This window comes from Neorhizobium sp. NCHU2750 (genome assembly GCF_003597675.1).
Taxonomy (GTDB): Bacteria; Pseudomonadota; Alphaproteobacteria; order Rhizobiales; family Rhizobiaceae; genus Neorhizobium.
The window spans coordinates 2,250,107-2,270,678 of sequence record NZ_CP030827.1 but is presented as its reverse complement, the minus strand read 5'-3'; the positions used below and the strand labels follow the sequence as shown (position 1 = coordinate 2,270,678).

General features: G+C 62.3%; 15 protein-coding genes. 8 read left to right on the top strand and 7 right to left on the bottom strand.

Annotated elements, in window-relative coordinates:
* Positions 1 to 24 precede the first annotated feature (24 nt).
* The 5 genes from NCHU2750_RS11030 to NCHU2750_RS11010 all read left to right on the top strand — a co-directional run bounded on the left by NCHU2750_RS11030 (position 25) and on the right by NCHU2750_RS11010 (position 5,106).
* A complete protein-coding gene (locus tag NCHU2750_RS11030) occupies positions 25 to 621 on the top strand; it encodes a DUF922 domain-containing Zn-dependent protease (protein ID WP_349509016.1) in 597 nt (198 codons plus the stop codon).
* Between the two features lie 80 nt (positions 622 to 701).
* Complete coding sequence (locus tag NCHU2750_RS11025; RefSeq protein ID WP_119940494.1) at positions 702 to 1,850, top strand: M20 family metallopeptidase; 1,149 nt, start codon at positions 702 to 704, stop codon at positions 1,848 to 1,850.
* Between the two features lie 34 nt (positions 1,851 to 1,884).
* Complete coding sequence (locus NCHU2750_RS11020) at positions 1,885 to 3,441, top strand: VOC family protein (protein WP_119940493.1); 1,557 nt, start codon at positions 1,885 to 1,887, stop codon at positions 3,439 to 3,441.
* Positions 3,438 to 4,385, top strand: a complete 948-nt coding sequence (locus NCHU2750_RS11015) for an ROK family protein (RefSeq protein WP_119940491.1) — start codon at positions 3,438 to 3,440, stop codon at positions 4,383 to 4,385. Before NCHU2750_RS11020 ends, NCHU2750_RS11015 begins: the two co-directional genes overlap by 4 nt.
* Entirely contained in the window at positions 4,369 to 5,106 is a 738-nt protein-coding gene (locus tag NCHU2750_RS11010; RefSeq protein ID WP_119940489.1) for a copper homeostasis protein CutC, read from the top strand. The genes NCHU2750_RS11015 and NCHU2750_RS11010 overlap by 17 nt, the downstream gene beginning before the upstream one ends.
* Positions 5,107 to 5,237: 131 nt before the next feature.
* Here NCHU2750_RS11010 and NCHU2750_RS11005 read toward each other — a convergent pair whose 3' ends face one another.
* Positions 5,238 to 6,494 carry an AGE family epimerase/isomerase gene (locus tag NCHU2750_RS11005; protein WP_119940487.1) on the bottom strand — a complete coding sequence of 419 codons (1,257 nt, stop codon included), beginning with the start codon at positions 6,492 to 6,494 and terminating at the stop codon, positions 5,238 to 5,240.
* Between the two features lie 193 nt (positions 6,495 to 6,687).
* Here NCHU2750_RS11005 and metH point away from each other — a divergent pair, with 193 nt between their 5' ends.
* Positions 6,688 to 10,461: a methionine synthase gene (gene metH, locus NCHU2750_RS11000; RefSeq protein ID WP_119943225.1), complete on the top strand. Its 3,774-nt coding sequence runs from the start codon at positions 6,688 to 6,690 to the stop codon at positions 10,459 to 10,461.
* A 182-nt stretch (positions 10,462 to 10,643) separates the two neighbouring features.
* On the opposite strand, the gene NCHU2750_RS10995 is transcribed toward metH, so the two are convergent.
* The 5 genes from NCHU2750_RS10995 to NCHU2750_RS10975 all read right to left on the bottom strand — a co-directional run bounded on the left by NCHU2750_RS10995 (position 10,644) and on the right by NCHU2750_RS10975 (position 16,080).
* The gene (locus NCHU2750_RS10995; RefSeq protein ID WP_119940485.1) at positions 10,644 to 11,981 is read right to left on the bottom strand and encodes an MFS transporter; all 1,338 of its coding nucleotides are present in this window, start codon (positions 11,979 to 11,981) and stop codon (positions 10,644 to 10,646) included.
* Between the two features lie 170 nt (positions 11,982 to 12,151).
* On the bottom strand, positions 12,152 to 13,213 hold the full coding sequence (locus NCHU2750_RS10990; protein ID WP_119940484.1) for an ABC transporter ATP-binding protein: 1,062 nt from the start codon (positions 13,211 to 13,213) through the stop codon (positions 12,152 to 12,154).
* A 26-nt stretch (positions 13,214 to 13,239) separates the two neighbouring features.
* Positions 13,240 to 14,028, bottom strand: coding sequence for an ABC transporter permease (locus NCHU2750_RS10985; protein ID WP_119940482.1), 789 nt, complete (start codon positions 14,026 to 14,028; stop codon positions 13,240 to 13,242).
* An 11-nt stretch (positions 14,029 to 14,039) separates the two neighbouring features.
* On the bottom strand, positions 14,040 to 14,915 hold the full coding sequence (locus tag NCHU2750_RS10980; protein WP_119940480.1) for an ABC transporter permease: 876 nt from the start codon (positions 14,913 to 14,915) through the stop codon (positions 14,040 to 14,042).
* Positions 14,916 to 14,976: 61 nt separating this feature from the next.
* A complete protein-coding gene (locus NCHU2750_RS10975; protein ID WP_119940478.1) occupies positions 14,977 to 16,080 on the bottom strand; it encodes an ABC transporter substrate-binding protein in 1,104 nt (367 codons plus the stop codon).
* Positions 16,081 to 16,603: 523 nt separating this feature from the next.
* On the opposite strand from NCHU2750_RS10975, the gene NCHU2750_RS10970 reads away from it, so the two are divergent.
* Both NCHU2750_RS10970 and NCHU2750_RS10965 read left to right on the top strand, forming a co-directional pair.
* Positions 16,604 to 18,103 carry an amino acid permease gene (locus NCHU2750_RS10970; RefSeq protein ID WP_119940477.1) on the top strand — a complete coding sequence of 500 codons (1,500 nt, stop codon included), beginning with the start codon at positions 16,604 to 16,606 and terminating at the stop codon, positions 18,101 to 18,103.
* 216 nt (positions 18,104 to 18,319) lie between these two features.
* A complete protein-coding gene (locus tag NCHU2750_RS10965; protein ID WP_119943223.1) occupies positions 18,320 to 19,033 on the top strand; it encodes an AAA family ATPase in 714 nt (237 codons plus the stop codon).
* A gap of 79 nt (positions 19,034 to 19,112) precedes the next feature.
* Here the strand turns inward: NCHU2750_RS10965 and NCHU2750_RS10960 are convergent, their stop codons facing one another.
* Entirely contained in the window at positions 19,113 to 20,501 is a 1,389-nt protein-coding gene (locus NCHU2750_RS10960; protein ID WP_502703788.1) for a L,D-transpeptidase, read from the bottom strand.
* Between the last annotated feature and the right edge of the window lie 71 nt (positions 20,502 to 20,572).

Here is a 20,572-nt window from a genome sequence, read left to right as displayed (position 1 = left end):
CGGGGAACTGGTGTGCGAGAGACATTGAAGACGATTGTGTCGGTGGGGCTGTTTCTTCTGGTGTTCGTGTCTTCTGCGGCGGCGGACGACTGGGCGCCGGTCGAGCAGGTGAAGACCTATACAGTGAACGGTTCCTCGGGCATCGAGCTTTATTCGCAGATCGGCGAAAAAGGACCGTCGATCGGCGGCGGGGTGAGAACCATTGCCTATACCGATTTCAAGCTGCTGTGGTCCCGCAAATACGAGCCTCAGCCGGATGGTGCCTGTGTGCTCACGTCGGCAAGGCCCAGCCTGACGCTCATCTATATCCTGCCGAAGGCGGGCAGGATTGCCGACAGTATGAAGGCGAAGTGGCAGGTGTTCGCCGATGGCGTGCGCCGGCACGAGCGGCATCATGGCGAGATGATCGTCGAGATGGTCAGGGAGATCGAGGCGGTCAGTGTCGGCCTGTCGGTGCCGGACGATCCGAAATGCCAGAAGATAAGGCAGGAATTGACGGCGAAGCTCGGCGAGATCTCCAGGCGCAACCGCGAGCGGCACCGGGACTATGACAAGGTGGAGATGAACGATGGCGGCAATGTCCACCAGCTCATTCTCAATCTGGTGAACGAAGGCAAGTGACGGGCAAGAGGCCGTTGCCCGCCGGGCGTTCGGCGTTATAGTCCGGTCAGCAAGTGCGTGACATTTCAGAGGTAATTTCGATGACCATTTCCGTTTCCGCAGAAGATATCGATGACAAGGCCATTCTGGAAGAACTCGTCCGCTGGGTCGAGATCGAGACACCATCCCATGACGCCGCTGCCGTCAACCGGCTGGCGGATCATGTCGAACAGCTTGCCAAGGCGGCCTCGCTCGATGTCGAGCGGTTGCCGGGCACGCTCGGGCTTGGCGATATTCTCGCCGTCCGCTCGCCGCGGGCGGAAGGCAGCAACGAGAAGACGGTGCTGGTTCTGGCGCATCTCGATACCGTGCATGCGAATGGGGTGATCGCCAAGCAATTGCCTCTGAAGCGTGATGGCGACAGGCTGTACGGGCCGGGTATCTATGACATGAAGTCCGGCGCGCTTCTGGCGCTGGAGGCTCTGAAGATCGCGGTCGCCAAGGGCAGCCGGATGCCGATCGATCTGGTCTTCGTGCCGGATGAGGAGATCGGCAGCATTTCGTCGCGCGCCTTCATGGAAAAGCTTGCGGCAAGCGCCGGCTATTCGCTGGTCGTCGAGCCTGCCCGCGACGGCGGCAAGATTGTCATCGCCCGCAAGGGTGTAGCCATGTACGACATCGTCATTCGCGGCCGCGCCTCGCATGCCGGCACGCGGCCGCAGGATGGACGCAGCGCCATTCGCGCGGCAGCCCGGCTGGTGCTCGATCTCGAGGCGCTCAATGATGCGGAGCGCGGCGTGAGTGTCACGGTCGGCACGATCCATGGCGGCACGGGCCGCAATACCGTCCCGGCGGAATGCCGGATGCTGGTGGATGTGCGCGTGCCGGATGGCGCAGCCGCGACGGAAATCACGGGCAAGATCGCAGCGATGAAGCCGGTCGATCCGGATATCACCTTCGAGATCAACGGCCAGATGAACCGGCCGCCCTTCGCCCAGTCGGAAGAGGGTGTGAAGCTGTTCGACGCGGCTTCGGAGATTGCCGCCGAACTCGGGATCACGCTTGTCGGCGTATCGACCGGTGGCGGCTCGGACGGCAATTTTACCGCAGCACTCGGCGTGCCGACGCTGGACGGGCTCGGTGCGGATGGCGCAGGCGCCCATACGTTCGACGAATACATTTTCGTCAGCAGCCTTGCGCCGCGCACGGCGCTTCTGGCGAACCTGATGATGTCGCTCGAGCCCAAATAAAAGACTGGCCGAAATAACAGCAGGCAGAGGTATCATGACCAGCGGCATTCACCACATCACGGCCATCACGCGAAAGATCCAGGCGAATGTCGATTTCTATGTCGGCTTTCTGGGACTTCGGCTGGTCAAGCGGACGGCCGGTTTCGAGGATGCGCAGCAGCTGCACCTGTTTTATGGCGACGGGGCTGCGACACCCGGTTCGCTGGTCACGTTTCTGGCCTGGGAAGACGGGTCGCTTGGGCGTGTCGGGCATGGGGCGCCGAGCGAGATCAGCTTTGCCGTCGACCGCGAAGCGATCGGCTTCTGGCTGACAAGGGCGCTCGCCTGCAATGTGAAGATGACCGGGCCGAGCCAGGAATTCGGCGAGCCGGTGCTGAGGCTGACCGATCCCGACGGGATCATCGTCAAGCTGGTGGGTGTCGATGCCTATGACGACTGGGTGTGGTGGAGCGAGGGCGGCATTGGGCAGGCCGATGCGATCCGCGGCATTCGCGGCGCGACCATCCTTTCGGAAAAGGCGGATGAGACGGCGGCCTTCCTGGAACGGCATACGGGTTTCGTGCCCGGCTCGGTCGAAGGCGCGGTGCAGCGGCTCACGTCGGAGAGCGGCCAGATCATCGATGTGAGGAATGCCGGCGGGTTCTGGACGGCGGCACCGGGGACCGGGACGATCGACCATGTGGCGGTGCGTGCGGTAAGCCGCGAGGCGGTCGATGATCTCCACAAGGCGCTTCAAGCCGAGAATGCCGGCGACATCAATGTCCATGACCGGCATTATTTCTATTCGCTCTATGTGCGCGAGCCGGGCGGGACGCTGATCGAGGTGGCGACCGATGCGCCGGGCTTTACCGCCGACGAGCCTCTCGAAACGCTCGGGTCTGAACTTTTCATTCCAAAGCATTTCAAGGCCGATCACGAGGCGCTGAAGGTGATGCTGCCGCAATTCGGCCTGCCGGGCGAAGAGCGGGTCATCTATCGCGACCTACCATTCGTGCATCGCGTCCATATGCCGGAAAACTGGGACGGGACGACGCTGGTTCTGCTGCATGGCAGCGGTGCCAACGAGACGGCGATGCTGCCCTTCGGGCGCAAGGCGGCACCGAATGCGATGCTGATCGGCCTGCGGGGGCGTTCCACCGACGAGGGCTCTCCGCGCTTCTTCCGCCGCTTTAGCCAGACGACATTCGACCAGAAGGAGATTGCCTCGGAGGTCGAGGCCTTCGTCGCCTTCATCGAGGATATCGGACCGGCCTATGGGGCCGATCTCGCCCGTATCGCATTCGTCGGCTATTCGAATGGCGGCAATATGCTGGGTGCCGTGATGCAGCTTCGGCCGGAGGTGATCGCCAGGGCGGTGCTGTTGCGCTCGATGAACGTGCTGGAGGCACGGCCGACAGTCGATTTTTCCGGCGTGCAGGTTCTGTCGCTGAGCGCGACCGACGATTTCTATGGTCCGTTGGCGGGCGAGCTGGAAGACCGGCTGCGCTCGGCGGGGGCAGAGCTGACGACCAGGGTGCTCGATACCAATCACGGCATCGGGCCAGAGGACGAGGCGATTGCCCGAGACTGGCTGAAGGAGCGGATGGCGTGACGGCTGGTACTTCGGTCCTCTGTGCCGATATCGGCGGATCCTTCATCAAGTTCGGCCTGTCGCGGGCAGCGGGCGAGGTGGAGGAGATCGACCGGGTGCCGACGCCGAGGTCGGATTGGCGGGCTCTCGCTGACGCACTCCGCATGCTGGCCGACGAGGCGGATCCCGCCGGGAAGATGCCGATCGGGCTTTCGGTGACGGGGCTCGTCGATCCAGTGACGGGTGCCGGCCTCTCTGCCAATGTTCCCTGCCTGACCGGGCTGCCGGTCGCGACATCGATGGCGTCGGTCACAGGGCGTCCGGTGTTTGCCGCAAACGATGCCGACTGCCTGACGCTTGCGGAAGCCAATGACGGCGTTGGGCGCGGCCATGCGGTGGTGTTCTGCATCATCATCGGTACCGGGATCGGCGGCGGGATTGCGGTTGACGGACATATCCTGCGGGGTGCCGGTGGGGTGACCGGCGAGTGGGGCCATGGCCCGGCGACGAATACGAGCGTCGAGATCGGCGGAAAGCTTCGCCATGTACCGCGCTTTTCCTGCGGCTGCGGACAATCGGGCTGCGTCGACGCGATCGGCGGGGCGCGCGGGATCGAGCGGCTGCACACGCTGTTTCATGGCGAGGAGCGCAGCAGCCATCAGGTCGTCGACGGCTGGCAGGCGGGGGACGTCAAGGCTGGCGAGACGATCGAGGCCTATCTGCAGCTGGTGGCCGATCCTCTGGCCGTGGCGATCAACACGGTCGGTCCGTCGATCGTGCCGGTCGGCGGAGGGCTCGCGTCTGCCGGGGCGCTGATCGCGGCGCTCGACGAGGCGGTGAGGGCGCGCATATTGAACCGTTTCGAGCGCTCATTGCTCGTGCCTGCAGTTCGGCGCGAGGATGGCGGACTGATGGGTGCCGCCGTACTGGCGCGACAGGGAGTGGCCGATGCCGGTTCTGCTTGAGGTCTGTGTCGACAGCGCCGAAGGGCTTGCCGCCGCAATCGAGGGCGGGGCTGAGAGGATCGAGCTTTGTTCGGCGCTCGATCTCGGCGGGCTGACGCCATCCAGAGGGTTGATGGCACTGGCCGCCAGGATGCCGGTGCCGGCCTATGCGATGATCCGGCCGCGGGCAGGCGATTTCGTCTTCGATGCCGCCTCGCGGGATGTGATGCTGGCCGATATCGATGCGGCGCGGCAAAGCGGGCTTGCCGGCGTGGTTCTCGGTGCAAGTCTCGGTAATGGTCGGCTGAATGTCGATCTGCTTGCCTCGCTTGCTGAACGCGCCGAGGGGATGGGCCGGACCCTGCATCGGGCCTTCGATCTGGTTCCAGATGCGGACGAGGCTCTGGAGCAGGCCATCGCTCTCGGTTTCGAGCGCATCCTGACATCGGGGCTGGCTGTAAAGGCGCCGGATGGCATGGCGATGCTTCATCACCTTGTCGAGCGGGCAGACGGGCGGCTTTCGACCATGGCGGGCAGCGGGATCACGCCGGGCAACGTCGCCCATATCGCTGCTGCAACCGGCGTCAGCGAGGTTCATGCCTCCTGTCGCCTGCCGGTGACTTTTGTCGACGAGGCGCTTGTCGGCTTCGGCTTTGCGGCCCGGCAGCAGCACCGGACCAGTTCCGTCGTGGTGGCCGAGATGCGTGCCGCGCTTGCGGAATTGGTGGCCGGGCATCGGTAGCGTCGCTATTTACCTTTTTCGGAACAGGGCTTCTGAAACCGAAGTCTTTCCAGCCCAAGGACTTGGGCTGGCTGGATTCCTGTGACAAGCACAGGAATGAGGGAGAGAGCAAGGCGTGCTTCGTTCTCCAGTCAGATATTGCCTTCCGCCTCGCCAATCATCTTGGTCAGGCTGCCGTCTGCCGGATAGAGCGGGATGAGGCAGGCCTGGAAGGCGTGGTAGATATCGCCCTTGCCGGGGAAGAGCGTGTGGGCGGGGGCGAGGTCCTCCGTCAGTTCCTCGTGCCAGCCGCCATGTCTGTGGTCGATGAAGCGGTTGGCGATGGTGCTCCAGATCAGCCGGTAGCTGTCCTCGAAGAACGGATCGCGGGGCAGGTGCTGGTTGATATAGTGGGCAGCGCCCGCCGCCTCGCACATCGGCCACCAGAGCTTGTTGGTCTTGGCGGGCTTGTCATCCCAGTCGAGCGTGTAGAAGAAGCCGCCCTTCTCCTTGTCCCAACCCAGTGACATGGCCTGGATGAACAGGTTCTTCGCCGCATCCGGCATCCAGGCATGCTTTTTGCCGCCAAGTACCCAGAGCTGCAGCGTCAGGCGGGCCCATTCCAGCGCATGGCCGGGCGTGGTGCCGGCGGGGCGGAACATCTCGTCGGGGTGGTAATAATCCTTGTTGAGGATCCAGTTGACGTCGAAATGCTCGCCGACGCGGAAGCCTGTCGAACCGGCAAGGCGGCGGATGAGGAGGTCGGCGATCGATTCCGCCTTGTCGAGATAATGCTGTTCGCCGGTCGCCTCGAAGGCTGCCATCAGCGCTTCGGTGAGGTGCATGTTGGAATTCTGGCCGCGATAGCTGCCGCCGTCGATCGGGCCCCAGTCCGCGGTGAATTCCTCGGCGATGGCGCCGTGTTGTTTCTCCCAGAAGCGGGTTTCGAGGACCTCGGTGATATCGGCGAGCATCCTGTCGGCGAGCGGATGGCCGATCACCTTGGCGGAAGAGGCGGCGAGCAGCACGAAGGCGTGGCCATAACCCTGCTTGTTGGTATCGGCCGGGCCGTCGTCGTTCATCGACCAGACGTAACCGCCGTGCTTTTCGTCACGATGGCCATTCCAGAGGAAATTCATGCCGTGGTCGATGAGATCGCCTGCGCCCGGACGACCCAGCATGTAGGCGATCGAGAAGCAGTGGACCATGCGGGCGGAGGCATGGATGCCGCGCACCGGGTTGTTGCCGGGCAGCGGGCGGCCCTCGTCATCCAGATCGTAGAAGCCGCCCTTGGGATTGATGGCGCGATACTGGAAGAAATCCATCAGGCCTTCCGCCTGGCCAAGAAGCCAGCGCCGATGATAGGGAAGCTCGCTCCAGAATTTCGATGGCTGACCGGCTTCGCTCATTCTCTTCTCCCTTGTGAGTCAGTGCTTTACTTAGAGGCTATAGTGATGGCGGCCATAGCTGTCATGAATAATTCAACAGGCGAATCGCTGCGACAAATCCGAGAGTAATTGCGCCGTCTGCGCTGGACTTCACATAAAGGCATCTTTATATGATTATGAAATGTTGCCTTGATCTCTATCAGGAGTGTTTGCCTTGTTCGATGAACTGTTCGGTCCCGAAGGTGCTCGCCGCGACGGCGCGGAAATTCTTGACGCCCTCAAGAAAGCTGCCAGCGAGCGCATTCTCGTCATCGACGGCGCGATGGGAACCCAGATCCAGGGCCTCGGTTTCAACGAGGACCATTTTCGCGGCGAGCGCTTCATCGGCTGCGCCTGTCACCAGCAGGGCAATAACGACCTTCTGATCCTCACCCAGCCCCAGGCGATCGAGGATATCCACTATCGCTATGCGATGGCCGGTGCCGATATTCTCGAAACCAACACGTTTTCATCGACGCGCATCGCGCAGGCCGACTACGAGATGGAAGGCGCGGTCTACGACCTGAACCGCGACGGTGCGCGGCTTGCCCGCCGTGCGGCGATCCGTGCCGAGAAGGAAGACGGTCGCCGCCGCTTCGTTGCCGGTGCCATCGGCCCGACCAACCGGACGGCCTCGATTTCGCCGGACGTCAACAACCCCGGTTACCGCGCCGTCTCCTTCGACGACCTGAAGATCGCCTATAGCGAACAGATCGACGGGTTGATCGATGGCGGCGCCGACATCATCCTGATCGAGACGATTTTCGATACGCTGAACGCCAAGGCCGCGATCTTTGCCTGCGAGGAACGTTTTGCGGCAAAGGGCGTCACCCTGCCGGTGATGATCTCCGGCACGATCACCGACCTTTCCGGCCGCACGCTGTCGGGCCAGACGCCGTCCGCCTTCTGGAACTCGGTGTCGCACGCCCATCCGTTCACCATCGGCCTCAACTGTGCGCTCGGCGCCGACGCGATGCGGCCGCATCTGCAGGAACTGTCGGCGGTGTCCGACACGTTCATCTGCGCCTATCCGAATGCCGGCCTGCCCAATGAATTCGGCCAGTATGACGAAACGCCGGAGATCATGGCGCGGCAGGTCGAGGGCTTTGCCCGCGAAGGCCTCGTCAACGTGGTCGGCGGCTGCTGCGGCTCGACGCCGGATCATATCCGCGCGATCGCCGAGGCCGTATCGAAATACAAGCCGCGCGCGCTTCCCGAGCATGTGCCGTTCATGTCGCTGTCCGGCCTCGAACCCTTCGTGCTGACCAAGGATATTCCCTTCGTCAACGTGGGCGAGCGCACCAACGTCACCGGTTCGGCGAGGTTCCGCAAGCTGATCACCAATGCCGATTATACGGCTGCACTCGCCGTTGCCCGCGACCAGGTGGAAAACGGTGCGCAGGTGATCGACATCAATATGGACGAGGGCCTGATCGATTCGGAAAAGGCGATGGTCGAGTTTTTGAACCTGATCGCCGCCGAGCCGGATATCGCCCGCGTGCCGGTCATGATCGATAGCTCGAAGTTCGAGATCATCGAGGCGGGCCTGAAATGCGTGCAGGGCAAGGCGATCGTCAACTCGATCTCGCTGAAGGAAGGCGAGGAGAAGTTTCTCGATCATGCGAGGACGGTGCGCAATTACGGCGCGGCTGTCGTCGTCATGGCCTTCGACGAGAAGGGCCAGGCGGACAGCTATGAGCGCAAGGTCGAGATCTGCGCGCGCGCCTACAAGATCCTGACCGAGCAGGTTGGTTTCCCGCCGGAAGACATTATCTTCGACCCGAACGTGTTTGCTGTGGCGACCGGCATCGAGGAGCACAACAATTACGGTGTCGACTTCATCGAGGCGACGCGGACGATCCGCAAGACGATGCCGCTCGTGCATATTTCCGGCGGCGTCTCCAACCTGTCCTTCTCCTTCCGCGGCAACGAGCCGGTGCGTGAGGCAATGCATGCCGTGTTCCTCTACCACGCCATCCAGGCGGGGATGGACATGGGCATCGTCAATGCCGGGCAGCTTGCGGTCTACGACCAGATCGATCCGGAACTGCGCGAGGCCTGCGAGGACGTGGTGCTGAACCGCCGTGCGGACGGCACCGAGCGGCTGCTTGAAGTGGCGGAGAAATTCCGCGGTGGACCGGGTAGGGAAGCCAAGGTGCAGGATCTCGCCTGGCGTGAAAGGCCGGTCGAGGAGCGGCTGTCGCATGCGCTGGTGAACGGCATTACCGACTATATCGAGGCCGATACGGAAGAGGCCCGGCAGAAAGCGGAGCGTCCGCTGCATGTCATCGAAGGCCCGCTGATGGCCGGCATGAACGTGGTCGGCGACCTCTTCGGGTCCGGCAAGATGTTCCTGCCGCAGGTGGTGAAATCCGCCCGCGTGATGAAGCAGGCGGTCGCCGTGCTTCTGCCTTATATGGAGGAAGAAAAGCGCCTCAATGGCGGCGACGAGCGCAAGTCGGCCGGCAAGGTGCTGATGGCGACGGTGAAGGGCGATGTCCACGATATCGGCAAGAACATCGTCGGCGTCGTGCTCGCCTGCAACAATTACGAGATCATCGATCTCGGCGTGATGGTGCCGGCAACGAAGATCCTCGAGACGGCTGTGGCGGAAAATGTCGATATCATCGGGCTTTCCGGCCTGATCACCCCGTCGCTGGACGAGATGGTGCATGTGGCATCCGAAATGGAGCGGCAGGGTTTTGATATCCCGCTTCTGATCGGTGGTGCGACGACGAGCCGTGTCCATACGGCGGTGAAAATCCATCCGCGCTACGAAAAGGGACAGGCGGTCTATGTGACGGATGCGTCGCGCGCCGTCGGTGTCGTGTCGCAGCTTCTGTCGAAAGAGCAGAAGGGCGGTTATGTCGATGGTGTTCGGGGCGAATATGCCAAGGTGGCGGCAGCCCACGCCAAGGCCGAGGCCGAGAAGCAGCGCCTGCCGATCGCGCGTGCCCGCGCCAATGCGGAAAAGGTGGACTGGGCCGCTTACGCGCCGGTCAAGCCGCAGTTTATCGGCACCAAGGTGTTCGAAACCTATGATCTCGAAGAGCTGGCACAGTATATCGACTGGACGCCGTTCTTCCAGACCTGGGAATTGAAGGGTCGCTATCCGGCCATCCTCGAAGACGAGAAGCAGGGCGAGGCGGCACGCCAGCTCTGGGCCGATGCGCAGGCGATGCTTGCAAAGATCATTGCGGAGAAATGGTTCCGGCCGCGGGCGGTGATCGGCTTCTGGCCGGCCAATGCCATCGGTGACGATATCAAGCTCTATACCGACGAAAGCCGGTCGAAGGAGCTCGAAACCTTCTATACGCTGCGTCAGCAGCTGTCGAAGCGTGACGGGCGGCCCAACGTGGCGCTGTCGGATTTTGTGGCACCGGTCGACAGCGGCAAGGGCGATTATGTCGGGGGCTTCGTCGTCACGGCCGGGATCGAGGAAGTGGCGATTGCCGAGCGTTTTGAGCGTGCGAATGACGATTATTCGTCGATCCTCGTCAAGGCGCTGGCCGACCGCTTTGCCGAAGCCTTTGCCGAGCGCATGCACCAGCGGGTCCGCAAGGAGTTCTGGGGCTATGCGGCCGACGAGACCTATACGAATGACGAGCTGATCCACGAGGAATATGCCGGCATCCGTCCGGCACCCGGTTATCCGGCGCAGCCCGATCATACCGAGAAGGCGACACTGTTTTCGCTGCTCGATGCGACCAAGGCGACCGGGGTGGAACTGACGGAAAGCTATGCGATGTGGCCGGGCTCGTCGGTCTCGGGCCTCTATATCGGCCATCCCGCCAGCTATTATTTCGGCGTTGCCAAGGTCGAGCGCGACCAGGTCGAGGATTATTCGCGCCGCAAGGGCATGGCGATCGAGGAGGTCGAGCGCTGGCTCGGTCCGGTTCTGAACTATGTGCCGGGCGGGGCGGCTACGAAGGTGGACGACGCGGCGTAAGGTTTGCCCTCTGTCAGAGAAAATAGAAAGAGCCGGAGAGATGTTCTCTCCGGCCTTTATTTTTGACTGTTATGCGAGTTTTTCTCCGTCATCCTCGGGCTTGTCCCGAGGATCTGCAGCGCGGTCGGTTGTGCTGCGCCGGTCGCAGATGCTCGGGACAAGCCCGAGCATGACGGAACCAGTCACCCCTTGGCCATTCTCGCCGTCAGTTCCTCGATGCCGGCTTCGGATTCGACCGTTTCACCGCGGAAGGTGAGGTAGACGCCGAGGCCGGTCGTGAGCGCTGCGATGAACAGCAGGTACCAGGCATGCGCCATCGGGTTGAGCGGCAGCATGGTGGTGACCGCGATCGGGGTCAGGCCGCCGAAGATGGCGTAGGAGATGTTGTAGGAGAAGGAGAGGCCCGAGAAGCGGACGCGGGCCGGGAAGGCGCGTACCATGACATAGGGCACGGCGCCGACCATGCCGACGGCGAGGCCCATCACCGCATAGAGGACGAAGACGACCTCGATCGATACCGAGGCGTAGCTATAGAAGGCCCAGGTGGCGGCGCCGAAGACGATGCCGGCGGCAGTGAAGAAACGGCCCGAGCCGATGCGGTCGACGATGGCGCCCGCCGTTGCCGTGCCGACGATCAGGAACAGCGTTCCGAAGCTTGTTGCGGCCAGCGATTGCTGGGCGGTGTAGTGATAGAGCTTCTGCAGGAAGGTCGCGGTCATCAGCGTGGTGACGACGATGCCGGCCGAGAGGATCCAGGTCAGGAGGATCGAGATGATCACGCCGCGGGTGTGGTCGCGCAGCACGGTCTTCAGCGGCAGTTCCGGAGCAAGCTTTCGGCTGGCCTGCATCTCGGTGAAGATCGGGGTTTCCTTCAGCCAGCGTCGCAGCCAGACGGCCAGAAGGCCGAATATGCCGCCGAGCAGGAAGGGAATGCGCCAGGCCCAGTCATGGATGGTTTCCGGCGTGAACACGGTGTTGACGATCGTGGCGATGAAGGAGCCGAGCAGGATGCCGAGCGTCAGGCCGGAGCAGAGGAAGCCGCAGGCAAAACCGACGCGGCGGAACGGCACGTGTTCGGCGACGAAAGTCCAGGCGCCGGGCACTTCACCGCCGATCGCCGCACCCTGGAGGATGCGCATGACGATCAGCAGGATCGGGGCGGCGACGCCGATCGTCGCATAGGTCGGCATCAAGGCCATGCCGAGCGTCGAAAGGGCCATCAGGAGGATCGAGAAGGCAAAGACCTTCTTGCGGCCGAACATGTCGCCGAAATGGGCGAGCACGATGCCGCCGAGCGGGCGCACCAGATAGCCGGCGGCGAAGATGCCGAAGGTCTGGATCAGCACCAGCCAGTCGGGCATGTCCGGCGGGAAGAACAGCTTGCCGATGACGGCGGCAAAGAACACGAAGATGATGAAGTCGTAAAACTCCAGCGCGCCGCCAAGGGCGGCAAGGCCGAGAGTGCGGAAATCCTGCGCGGTGAGGCGGCGGGGCGGCGCTGAAGAGGCGATCGTGGACATGGAACTCAACTGACTGTGCAATAGGAGGTCTTGCCGTCAAAAACGGCTCTTCCGCAATGCGGCATTACGGCCGGCATTTCAAGGTGAAAGGCCATGCAATCCTGGCGTTTGTCGCGGAATCCGTGCGGATGGGCAACAGCGGTGCGGGCAAGGTTGCGGTCGGTCCGGCCTTACTCCTTGACGAGCAGAAGATCCCCGGCGTTGAAACGCAGCGTCACCGTCTCGTCCGGCTGCGGCAGGATCCTGTCGGGGGCATTGAACATGTCGAAAGAGATATGGTTGCCGCCGACATCGATCTTGGTGCGGATGACGGAGCCGAGGAAGTGGGTGGCGACGACCTTGCCGGTGAGCGCGGTGTCGCCGGTCGCACTTTCGGATAGCGAGCCCGCCTCGGGACGCAGGGCGACCGAGACCTTGTCGCCGCCCTTCAGGGCGCCGATCGGCTCGCGCAGGGCGATTACGTTATCGCCGATCTTCACCGTGTTGGCTGCGGGATCGGCGACGATGGCGTCGATGATGTTGAGCGTGCCGACGAAGGAGGCGACGAAACGGGTGGCGGGTCGGTTGTAGATTTCCGACGGCGTGCCGATCTGGTCGGCGCGGCCTGCGTTCATGACGACGATGCGGTCGGAGATTGACAGGGCCTCTTCCTGGTCATGGGTGACGAAGACGGTGGTGATGCCGAGCTGCTTCTGGATGAGGCGGATTTCCTCACGCAGCGACACGCGGATCTTGGCGTCGAGGGCAGACAGCGGCTCGTCGAGCAGAAGCACCTGCGGCTTCGGCGCCAGCGCGCGGGCGAGCGCGACGCGCTGCTGCTGGCCGCCGGACATCTGGTAGGGGTAACGATCGGCGAGATGGTCGAGATGGATGAGTTTCAGCATCTCCTTCACCCGTGCCTCGATCTCGTTCTTCGGCTTGCCGGCGACCTTGAGGCCGAAGGCGACATTGTCGAAGACTGTCATGTTGGGGAACAGCGCATAGGCCTGGAAGACCATGCCGATATTGCGCTGGCTGGTTTTCAGACCCGACTGGTTGCGGCCGTTGATGGTGATCGTGCCGTCGCTCGGGGTCTCGAAGCCGGCGATCATCCTCAAGATCGTCGTCTTGCCGCAGCCGGACGGGCCGAGAAAGGAGACGAATTCTCCCTTTTCGATCGACATGTGGAAATCCTTCACGACCTGGGTCGCGCCGAAGTTCTTCTTGATGCTGTCGAGGACGAGGAAGGACATGGACGGAATTTCCTTTGAGGGCGGCTTCAGGCGCGCGACGGCGTCATCTTGGTGAGGCGGGTGACGATCTGGATGAGGCCCATGGATAGCCAGGTCATGGCAAAGGCGATGACGGCGAGTGCGGAGGGTTCATAGGCCCGGTTAGCGCCGACAAGCTGCAGATAGGGGCCGAAGGCCGGGCGGTTCAAAAGTGCCGCCATGGTGAACTCGCCCATGACGATGGCAAAGGTGATGAAGGCGCCCGACAGAACGCCCGACATGACATTGGGGAAAATGCAGCGGAACAGGATGGTCGGCCATTTGGCGCCGAGGATTTCGGCGGCCTCCGTCAGGGTGCGCACGTCGATGGTGCGCATGGCGGTATCGACCGAACGGTACATATAGGGCAGCGACAGGGTGATGTAGGACATGACGAGCAGCACGTTGGTGCCGAAGGTCGAGCCGGTGAATGGGATATAGGACGAGGAATTGTAGAGGCGAAGATAGCCGAAGACGACGACGATGGCCGGGATGACCAGCGGCATCAGGGTGACGAATTCGACGACGGGCCGCATCTGCGGCAGGCGAAGGCGGACCCAGTAGGCGGTCGGCACGACCAGCAGCATGCCGAAGATGATGGTGAACAGCGCCATCATGATCGAGAAGCCGAAGGTCTCCCGGAACTGCGCATCGGAAAAGACCGAGCCATAGGCATCGAAGGAATATTGGCCGCGGCGCATGCGCAGAGAGAATTCGAACGTGCCGAGCAGCGGCACGAAGAAATAGATGACGCCGATGGCGATGGCGAGCCAGGCGAAGACTTTGGTGAGCTTCATGTCGCGCGCCCTCACTTCTGCCAGCGTTCGGCGCGCATGCGCAGCCAGATATAGAGAATGTTGGAAATGCCGGTGATGACGATCATGCCGAGCGCCAGCGCATAGCCGAGATTGGCGTTGTGCAGCACGTCGCCGCGGATCTGGGCATAGAGCAGGATCGGCACGATGTTGAGCGAGGAGCCGGTGAGCGCATAGGCCGTGGCGATGGCGCCGAAGGCGTTGGCGAACAGGAGGAGCGAGGTGCCGAGCAGGCTCGGCCAGAGGATCGGCATCGCCACCATGCGCCAATATTGCCAGACCGAAGCGCCGAGGCTTTCGGACGCCTCGCGCCATTCCCGCTTCAGCCCGTCGAGTGCGGGTGTCAGGATCAGCACCATCAGCGGGATCTGGAAGAACATATAGGTGATGGTCAGGCCGAAGAAGGACAGGAGGTTGAAGCCGGTCGAGTAGAGATTGAAGCCGAACCAGTCGCGCAGGAAGACGGTGACGAGGCCGGTGCGGCCAAGCGTGGCGATGAAGGCGAAGGCGAGCGGTACGCCGGCAAAATTCGAGGCGACGCCGGAAAAGGTCAGGAGGCCGGAGCGGATCCAGGCGGGCAGGCCGCCGAGCACGATGGCCCAGGCAAGGAAGAAGCCGATCAGCGCGCCGCCGACCGAAGACGCGAACGAGACCCTTATCGAGATCCAGTAGGCCGACAGGATGGTGGGGGTGAACAGGTCGCCGATATTCTTGAAGGTGAACTGGCCATCCGGCGTGAAGAAGGCTCCGACGACGAGATAAAGCGTCGGTGCGATCAGGAACATCAGCGCGAAGATCATGAACGGCGCGATGCCGAGCCAGTCCACGACTTTGCGGCGATCGATCAAAGGCATGGTGGCTGTGGTCATGAAAGCATCCGCCGGAAGGAGGGATGCCCTCCCGCCGATGGCGGAAGGGCTGGATCAGAGATTACTTGACGTTGGCGCCGACGACCTGGTCCCACTTGGTGGTGATGACCTTCGAACCCTTGTCCTGCTCTTCGAGCGTCGGGAAGACGGCCTTGGTATAGCCTTCAGCCGGCGGCAGCTTGTCGAGCAGGTCCTTCGGGATCTTGCCCTTGGCGGAGAGGTCGTTGAAGCGGATCGGGTGGCAATAGCCCTTCAGCCAGCCGAGCTGACCTTCGTCGGAATAGAGATATTCCATCCAGAGCTTGGCAGCGTTCGGGTGCGGTGCGAAGGCGGAGATCGCCTGGACGTAGACGCCGGCAACGACGCCCTTCTGCGGCACGACGACTTCGACCGGCGGGTTGCCCTTCAGCGTGTCGCGCCATGCGAGACCATTATAGTCCCAGGCGACGATGATCGGGGTCGAGCCCTGGGCGAGCGAAGCGGACTTGCCGATGACCGGCACGAAATTGCCTGCCTTGTTGACGTCGGCGAAGAAGGAGAGGCCAGCCTCACCGATCTTCTCGGCGTCCTTTTCACCCGAGGCGACGCCTGAAGCGTAGACGGCCTGGACGGCCTGGTTGGACACGCGCGGGTCACCGGCGAAGGCGACCGAGTTGGCGTATTCGGACTTCTTCAGATCGTCCCAGTCCTTCGGGACGTTCTTGACGATGTCGGTGTTCACGACGAAGGACAGAACGCCGTAATAGTCGCCGTAGAAGGCGCCGTCGGCATCCTTGGCCGTATCCGGGATCGAGTCCCAGGTGGAGACCTTGTAGGGCATCAGCAGGCCTTCGGCCTTGGCCTTGGGGCCGAAGGAGAGGCCGACGTCGATCACGTCGGGAGCCTGCGGGCCGGAATTACCCTTGTTGGCCTTGATGGCTTCGACTTCGTCGCCGGAGCCCGCATCCGGGTTCAGTTCGTTGACGTCGAGACCATACTTGGCCTTGAAGCCGGCGATCAGGTCGCCGTAGCCGCACCAGTCGTGGGGCAGGGCGATCGTGGTCAGCGAGCCTTCCTTCTTGGCGGCGGCGATCAGTTCGGCGCTCGGCTCGGCAAAGGCGAACGAGGTGGAGGCGACGACGGCGGCGGTCGTCAGCGAGAGCAGGCGATGAGCGTTCTTGAGCACGGATGTCCTCCTGAGGTTTATCGTGTCGGCGGCAACTGGTAGTGCCGTTTGATGAACAGTATGTGACAGGCCCGGCGCAGACTTTCGGTCAATAAGTTGCAGATGTGAAAGCGTTTTTTGATTGCGATCACGCCAGTGTGTGCGGTTCGCTGTGGATAAACCGGAGGAGCTGTCGCTGGTGGAACAGTCGCGGCGCAAATGCGTCACGAGAAGTTGAAACTTTCGTTTGACGACGCGTCGAAAGTGAAGAATTCTCTACCTGCGCTATTTATTCAAATTTTAGAACACGTTCTGATCAGGCCTCCTTTCTGATTTATCAGGCAATCAAGAGCGGCTGGAATGCAACGGACAGATCGAGGGATCGCGGCTGTCCGGCATGGTGCACCGATCACGGTGCGACAAAAGATCCCCGGGGAACAGTCAAAGCTGTGCGGTACCGGCACCGAAATATCGGGCCCGGCTATCCGATGGGCACATCCGGCCGCTGGGGCCGGAGCCCTTTGCTTTGAGCAGGAGAAGGGGAATGGAAAGTTCATCTGCCGGTGTCAGCTACAAGAAGGCTGACGCATCCTATTTCGACAAGCGCGGCCTCTCCCGATATGCCGGGGTGTGGTCGCTATGGGCGCTGGGCGTTGGCGCTGTCATCTCCGGCCATTTTTCGGGCTGGAATTTCGGTTTTGCGACGGGCGGCTGGGGCGGCATGCTGGTAGCCGGCACCATCATCGCCATCATGTATCTCGGCCTGACCTTCTCGATCGCCGAGATGAGCCCGGCATTGCCGCACACGGGAGCGGCCTATTCGTTTGCCCGCACGGCGATGGGACCGTGGGGCGGGTTCCTGACCGGGCTTTGCGAGAACGTCGAATATGTGCTGACGCCCGCCGTCGTCGTCACCTTCATCACGGCCTATGTCAATTCCATCCTGGGACTGGATGCCGTCTATTCGCCGATCATCTGGATCGTGTTCTATGCGATCTTCCTGGCTCTCAACGTGTTCGGGCTTGAACTGTCGTTCAAGGTGACACTGGTGATCACGGTCATCTCGCTTGCGGTGCTGGTCTTCTTCTGGATCAGCGCCATCCCCAACATGGACTTTTCGCGCTGGGCGCTCAATATCGGCGTCGGGCCGGATGGCGCGGCCGTCGAACTGCCGGAGGGCCACGGTGAATTCTTCCCGTTCGGCATGTCCGGCGTCCTGGCCACGCTGCCCTTTGCAGTCTGGCTTTTCCTCGCCATCGAGCAGCTGCCGCTGGCTGCGGAAGAATCGGTCGATCCGAAGCGTGACATGCCGAAGGGCATCATTCTCGGGATGGCGACTCTGATGCTGTCGGCCTTCATGATCATCCTGCTCAACCCGTCGCTGCCGGGCGTCGGCGCCTTCCATCTCGGTTCGGCGCTCGAGCCGCTGCTCGATGGCTTCAAGGCGGTCTATGGCGATGGCGGCGTGGTTCTTCTCGGTCTTGTCGCGCTGACGGGGCTGATCGCCAGCTTCCACACGATCCTCTATGCGCAGGGACGGCAGATTTATTCGCTGTCGCGGGCCGGCTATTTTCCGACGGTGCTGTCGATAACCCACTCGACCTACAAGACGCCTTACGTGGCGATGGTGGCCGGTGCCGTCGTCGGGCTTGCCGTCATGCTGGTGATCTGGTTTGCGCTTGGAGCGGAAGAGGGCGGCAGCATCATCGGTAGCGTGCTGCTCAACATGGCGGTCTTCGGGGCGATGTTCTCCTATATCATGCAGGCGATCTCGTTCATCATCCTGCGCAAGAAACTGCCGAATATCGAACGGCCGTTCCGTTCGCCGCTCGGTGTTCCCGGCGCGGTGCTGACGATCATTATCGCCGTTGTGACGCTGCTCTATCAGGTACAGGACCCGAACTTCTTCAAGGGTGTCGTCTGGGTGGTCGTGTGGTTCGCGGTGGCGATCGCCTATTTCGCGCTGGTCGGACGCCATCGGCTGATCCTGTCGCCAGAGGAAGAATTCGCCATGCAGCACAAGGAGGCGGCCTCGCTCGCCTGAGCCTTGTCTGTAAATCCTGTCTGTGGTGAGAGGCGGCTGTCCATGGATGGCCGCCTTTTTCTTCTAACGTCTGTACCGCACACGACCCAGTTGCTATCGCGATGGGTGCCGCTTTAAATCTCGGTTAACCATGTTTGGGGAGGATGCGGCTTCAGGCACCATGCTCCCGGTGCCGCAAGAGCGATGCGGCTCAAGATTGCCCTCCAAGGACGGACAATGCCCGTAATTTCATTCGCCAATGCCAAGGGCGGGGCCGGCAAGACCACCGCCGCGCTGCTGCTTGCCACCGAGCTTGCCCATCAGGGCTTTCGCATCACCATTATCGACGCCGACCCGCAGCGCTGGATCAGCCAGTGGCAGGAGATTTCGGGCAGGGTCCGCAATATCGAGGTCATATCCGAAGTCTCGATCGCCTCGCTGCAATGTCATCTGCGCGAAATGGCGTCTTCGACGGATTATTTCATCATCGATCTCGCCGGTGCGCGAGACGCGCTGGTGACGACGGCGCTCGGCGTATCCGATCATGTCTTCATACCGGTCCAGGGGTCGGCGATGGACGCGAAGGGGGCGGCGCAGATCCTCGATCTGCTCGCGGCGATGAAGGACAAGGCGAAGCTCGATATCGACCATTCCGTAGTCCTTACCCGCGTGACCTCAATGGTCACGACGAAGGCCCTTTTGGCGATCAAGGGCCTGCTGGCCGCCAAGGGCGTCAACGTGATGACGACACCGATCGGCGAACGCAACGCATTCAAGGAACTGTTCGAGACCGGCGGGTCGCTGCATATGATGGATCCGGCCAAGGTCAGCAATCTCGACAAGGCCAAGGAGAACGCCCGCGCCTACGCGACGGAAGTGCTGCGCCTGATGCCGGTGAAGGTGACGCGATCAGCGGTTTCCCGGCTGATCGGGCTCGGCCGGGGCATTTGAGCCGCAGCAGCATTCATGAAGCAAATGGCCGGCGAAAGCCGGCCATTGTCGTTCCGGGGTATCGCGTCGGCGATTGGTCCTATTCGACGAATTCGACCGTGGTGCCAGGCTTCACCATCTTGGCGAGCTCGGTCGCATCCCAGTTGGTCAGGCGCACGCAGCCGTGGCTGCTGGTCTTGCCGATCTTGGAGGGCTCCGGCGTGCCGTGAATGCCGTAAGTGGGTTTGGACAGGGCGATCCAGACGGTGCCGACCGGGCCGTTCGGACCCGGCGGGATCTGCAGGATCTGGGTGTTGTTGCCCTGGGTGAAGTTGATCTTCGGATTGTAGGTATAGCCCGGATTGAGCGCAACGCGTTCGACCGTGTGGGTGCCGGAGGGGGAGGGCGTGTCCGAGGAGCCAATGGTGGCCGGATAGGCGGCAATCAGGTTGCCATCGGCGCCATAGGCGAAGACCTGCTTGCGGCCCTTGTCGGCGACGATGCGGGTCACCTGACCGGTCTTCGGTGCGCCGGGATTGACGACCTTGATGATGGTGCCGGGAATGGTGAAGTCGACATTCGGGTTCAGCGACTTCAGATAGCCCTCGTCCATGTGGAACTGTTCGGCGAGCTTTTCGGTAACCGAGGTGAAGGCCATGGCCGGCAGCGCCGCCTTGTGGGCGTAGTCTTCCGGGATCGAGGCGACGTAGGGGCCGGCGGCATCGGCTGCGGTGATCGTATAGTCGACGAATGGCAGCCCGCCGGAATAGGAAAGCCGCTGCATGATGTCTTCGGAATTGTTCGGGTCGAGCGTCTCGCCGGTCATTTCCTGCCAGGCCGCGACCGCCTTGTTGACGTTGTCGCCGAGATGGCCGTCGATGACGCCTGGGGAAATGCCCTCGCGATCGAGGAAGACCTGCAGTGCCACGATTTCAGCCTGGGGCTTCTTGGTGACGGCAATCACTGGCTTTGCCGAGTGAATGGCTTCGGTGGCGGGCGCGCTCGGTTCAAGCGACGCTTCCTGAGGATAGGTCTGGTCGCTGTCCTGTTGCTGCTGGTCGTCAAGCGGCGCGCGGGTGACCTGGCCGCCGATCGAACCGGTCACGGCGCCGGGTTCTTCCGGCCGGTACTGGCGATAGTCGCGATAGCCGCCCCGATTGCTGTAGGTCGAGGGATAGGCATCCGCCTGGCTGCCGTTGCCATAGCCCCGCGGTGCCGGCGGATACTGGTCGTTACGCTGCTGGTAGCCATCCTGCCGCACTTCGGTCGCAAGGATGTTGCCATAACGATCGATATAGACGCGGCGGCCGGCGCTGTCGCGGCTGACGATCACGTCGCGGCTGTTCGGGGTGTAATCGAGGATGGCTCCGTCCGGGGCGACGAGGACCGCGCCGCCGCCATAGCCATAACGCGACTGTGCGGCCGCAGGCTCTGCCAGCGCGGCTGAAAAAACCATAAGACTGATGCCGACGAAGAGGGAGCGCTTCACGATCTCACCGATTATAATGTTGCCACATACAAGTAATCGGGAATGTGGGTGCTTGGTTCCCGTTTGCTAAG

What these genes read in the sequence shown, in the direction of transcription:
- NCHU2750_RS11025 (WP_119940494.1), top strand. Translation starts at nt 702, where the DNA reads ATGACCATTTCCGTTTCCGCAGAAGATATCGATGACAAGGCCATTCTG.
- NCHU2750_RS11020 (WP_119940493.1), top strand. Translation starts at nt 1,885, where the DNA reads ATGACCAGCGGCATTCACCACATCACGGCCATCACGCGAAAGATCCAG.
- NCHU2750_RS11010 (WP_119940489.1), top strand. Translation starts at nt 4,369, where the DNA reads ATGCCGGTTCTGCTTGAGGTCTGTGTCGACAGCGCCGAAGGGCTTGCC.
- NCHU2750_RS11005 (WP_119940487.1), bottom strand. Translation starts at nt 6,494, where the DNA reads ATGAGCGAAGCCGGTCAGCCATCGAAATTCTGGAGCGAGCTTCCCTAT.
- NCHU2750_RS10995 (WP_119940485.1), bottom strand. Translation starts at nt 11,981, where the DNA reads ATGTCCACGATCGCCTCTTCAGCGCCGCCCCGCCGCCTCACCGCGCAG.
- NCHU2750_RS10990 (WP_119940484.1), bottom strand. Translation starts at nt 13,213, where the DNA reads ATGTCCTTCCTCGTCCTCGACAGCATCAAGAAGAACTTCGGCGCGACC.
- NCHU2750_RS10985 (WP_119940482.1), bottom strand. Translation starts at nt 14,028, where the DNA reads ATGAAGCTCACCAAAGTCTTCGCCTGGCTCGCCATCGCCATCGGCGTC.
- NCHU2750_RS10980 (WP_119940480.1), bottom strand. Translation starts at nt 14,915, where the DNA reads ATGACCACAGCCACCATGCCTTTGATCGATCGCCGCAAAGTCGTGGAC.
- NCHU2750_RS10970 (WP_119940477.1), top strand. Translation starts at nt 16,604, where the DNA reads ATGGAAAGTTCATCTGCCGGTGTCAGCTACAAGAAGGCTGACGCATCC.
- NCHU2750_RS10965 (WP_119943223.1), top strand. Translation starts at nt 18,320, where the DNA reads ATGCCCGTAATTTCATTCGCCAATGCCAAGGGCGGGGCCGGCAAGACC.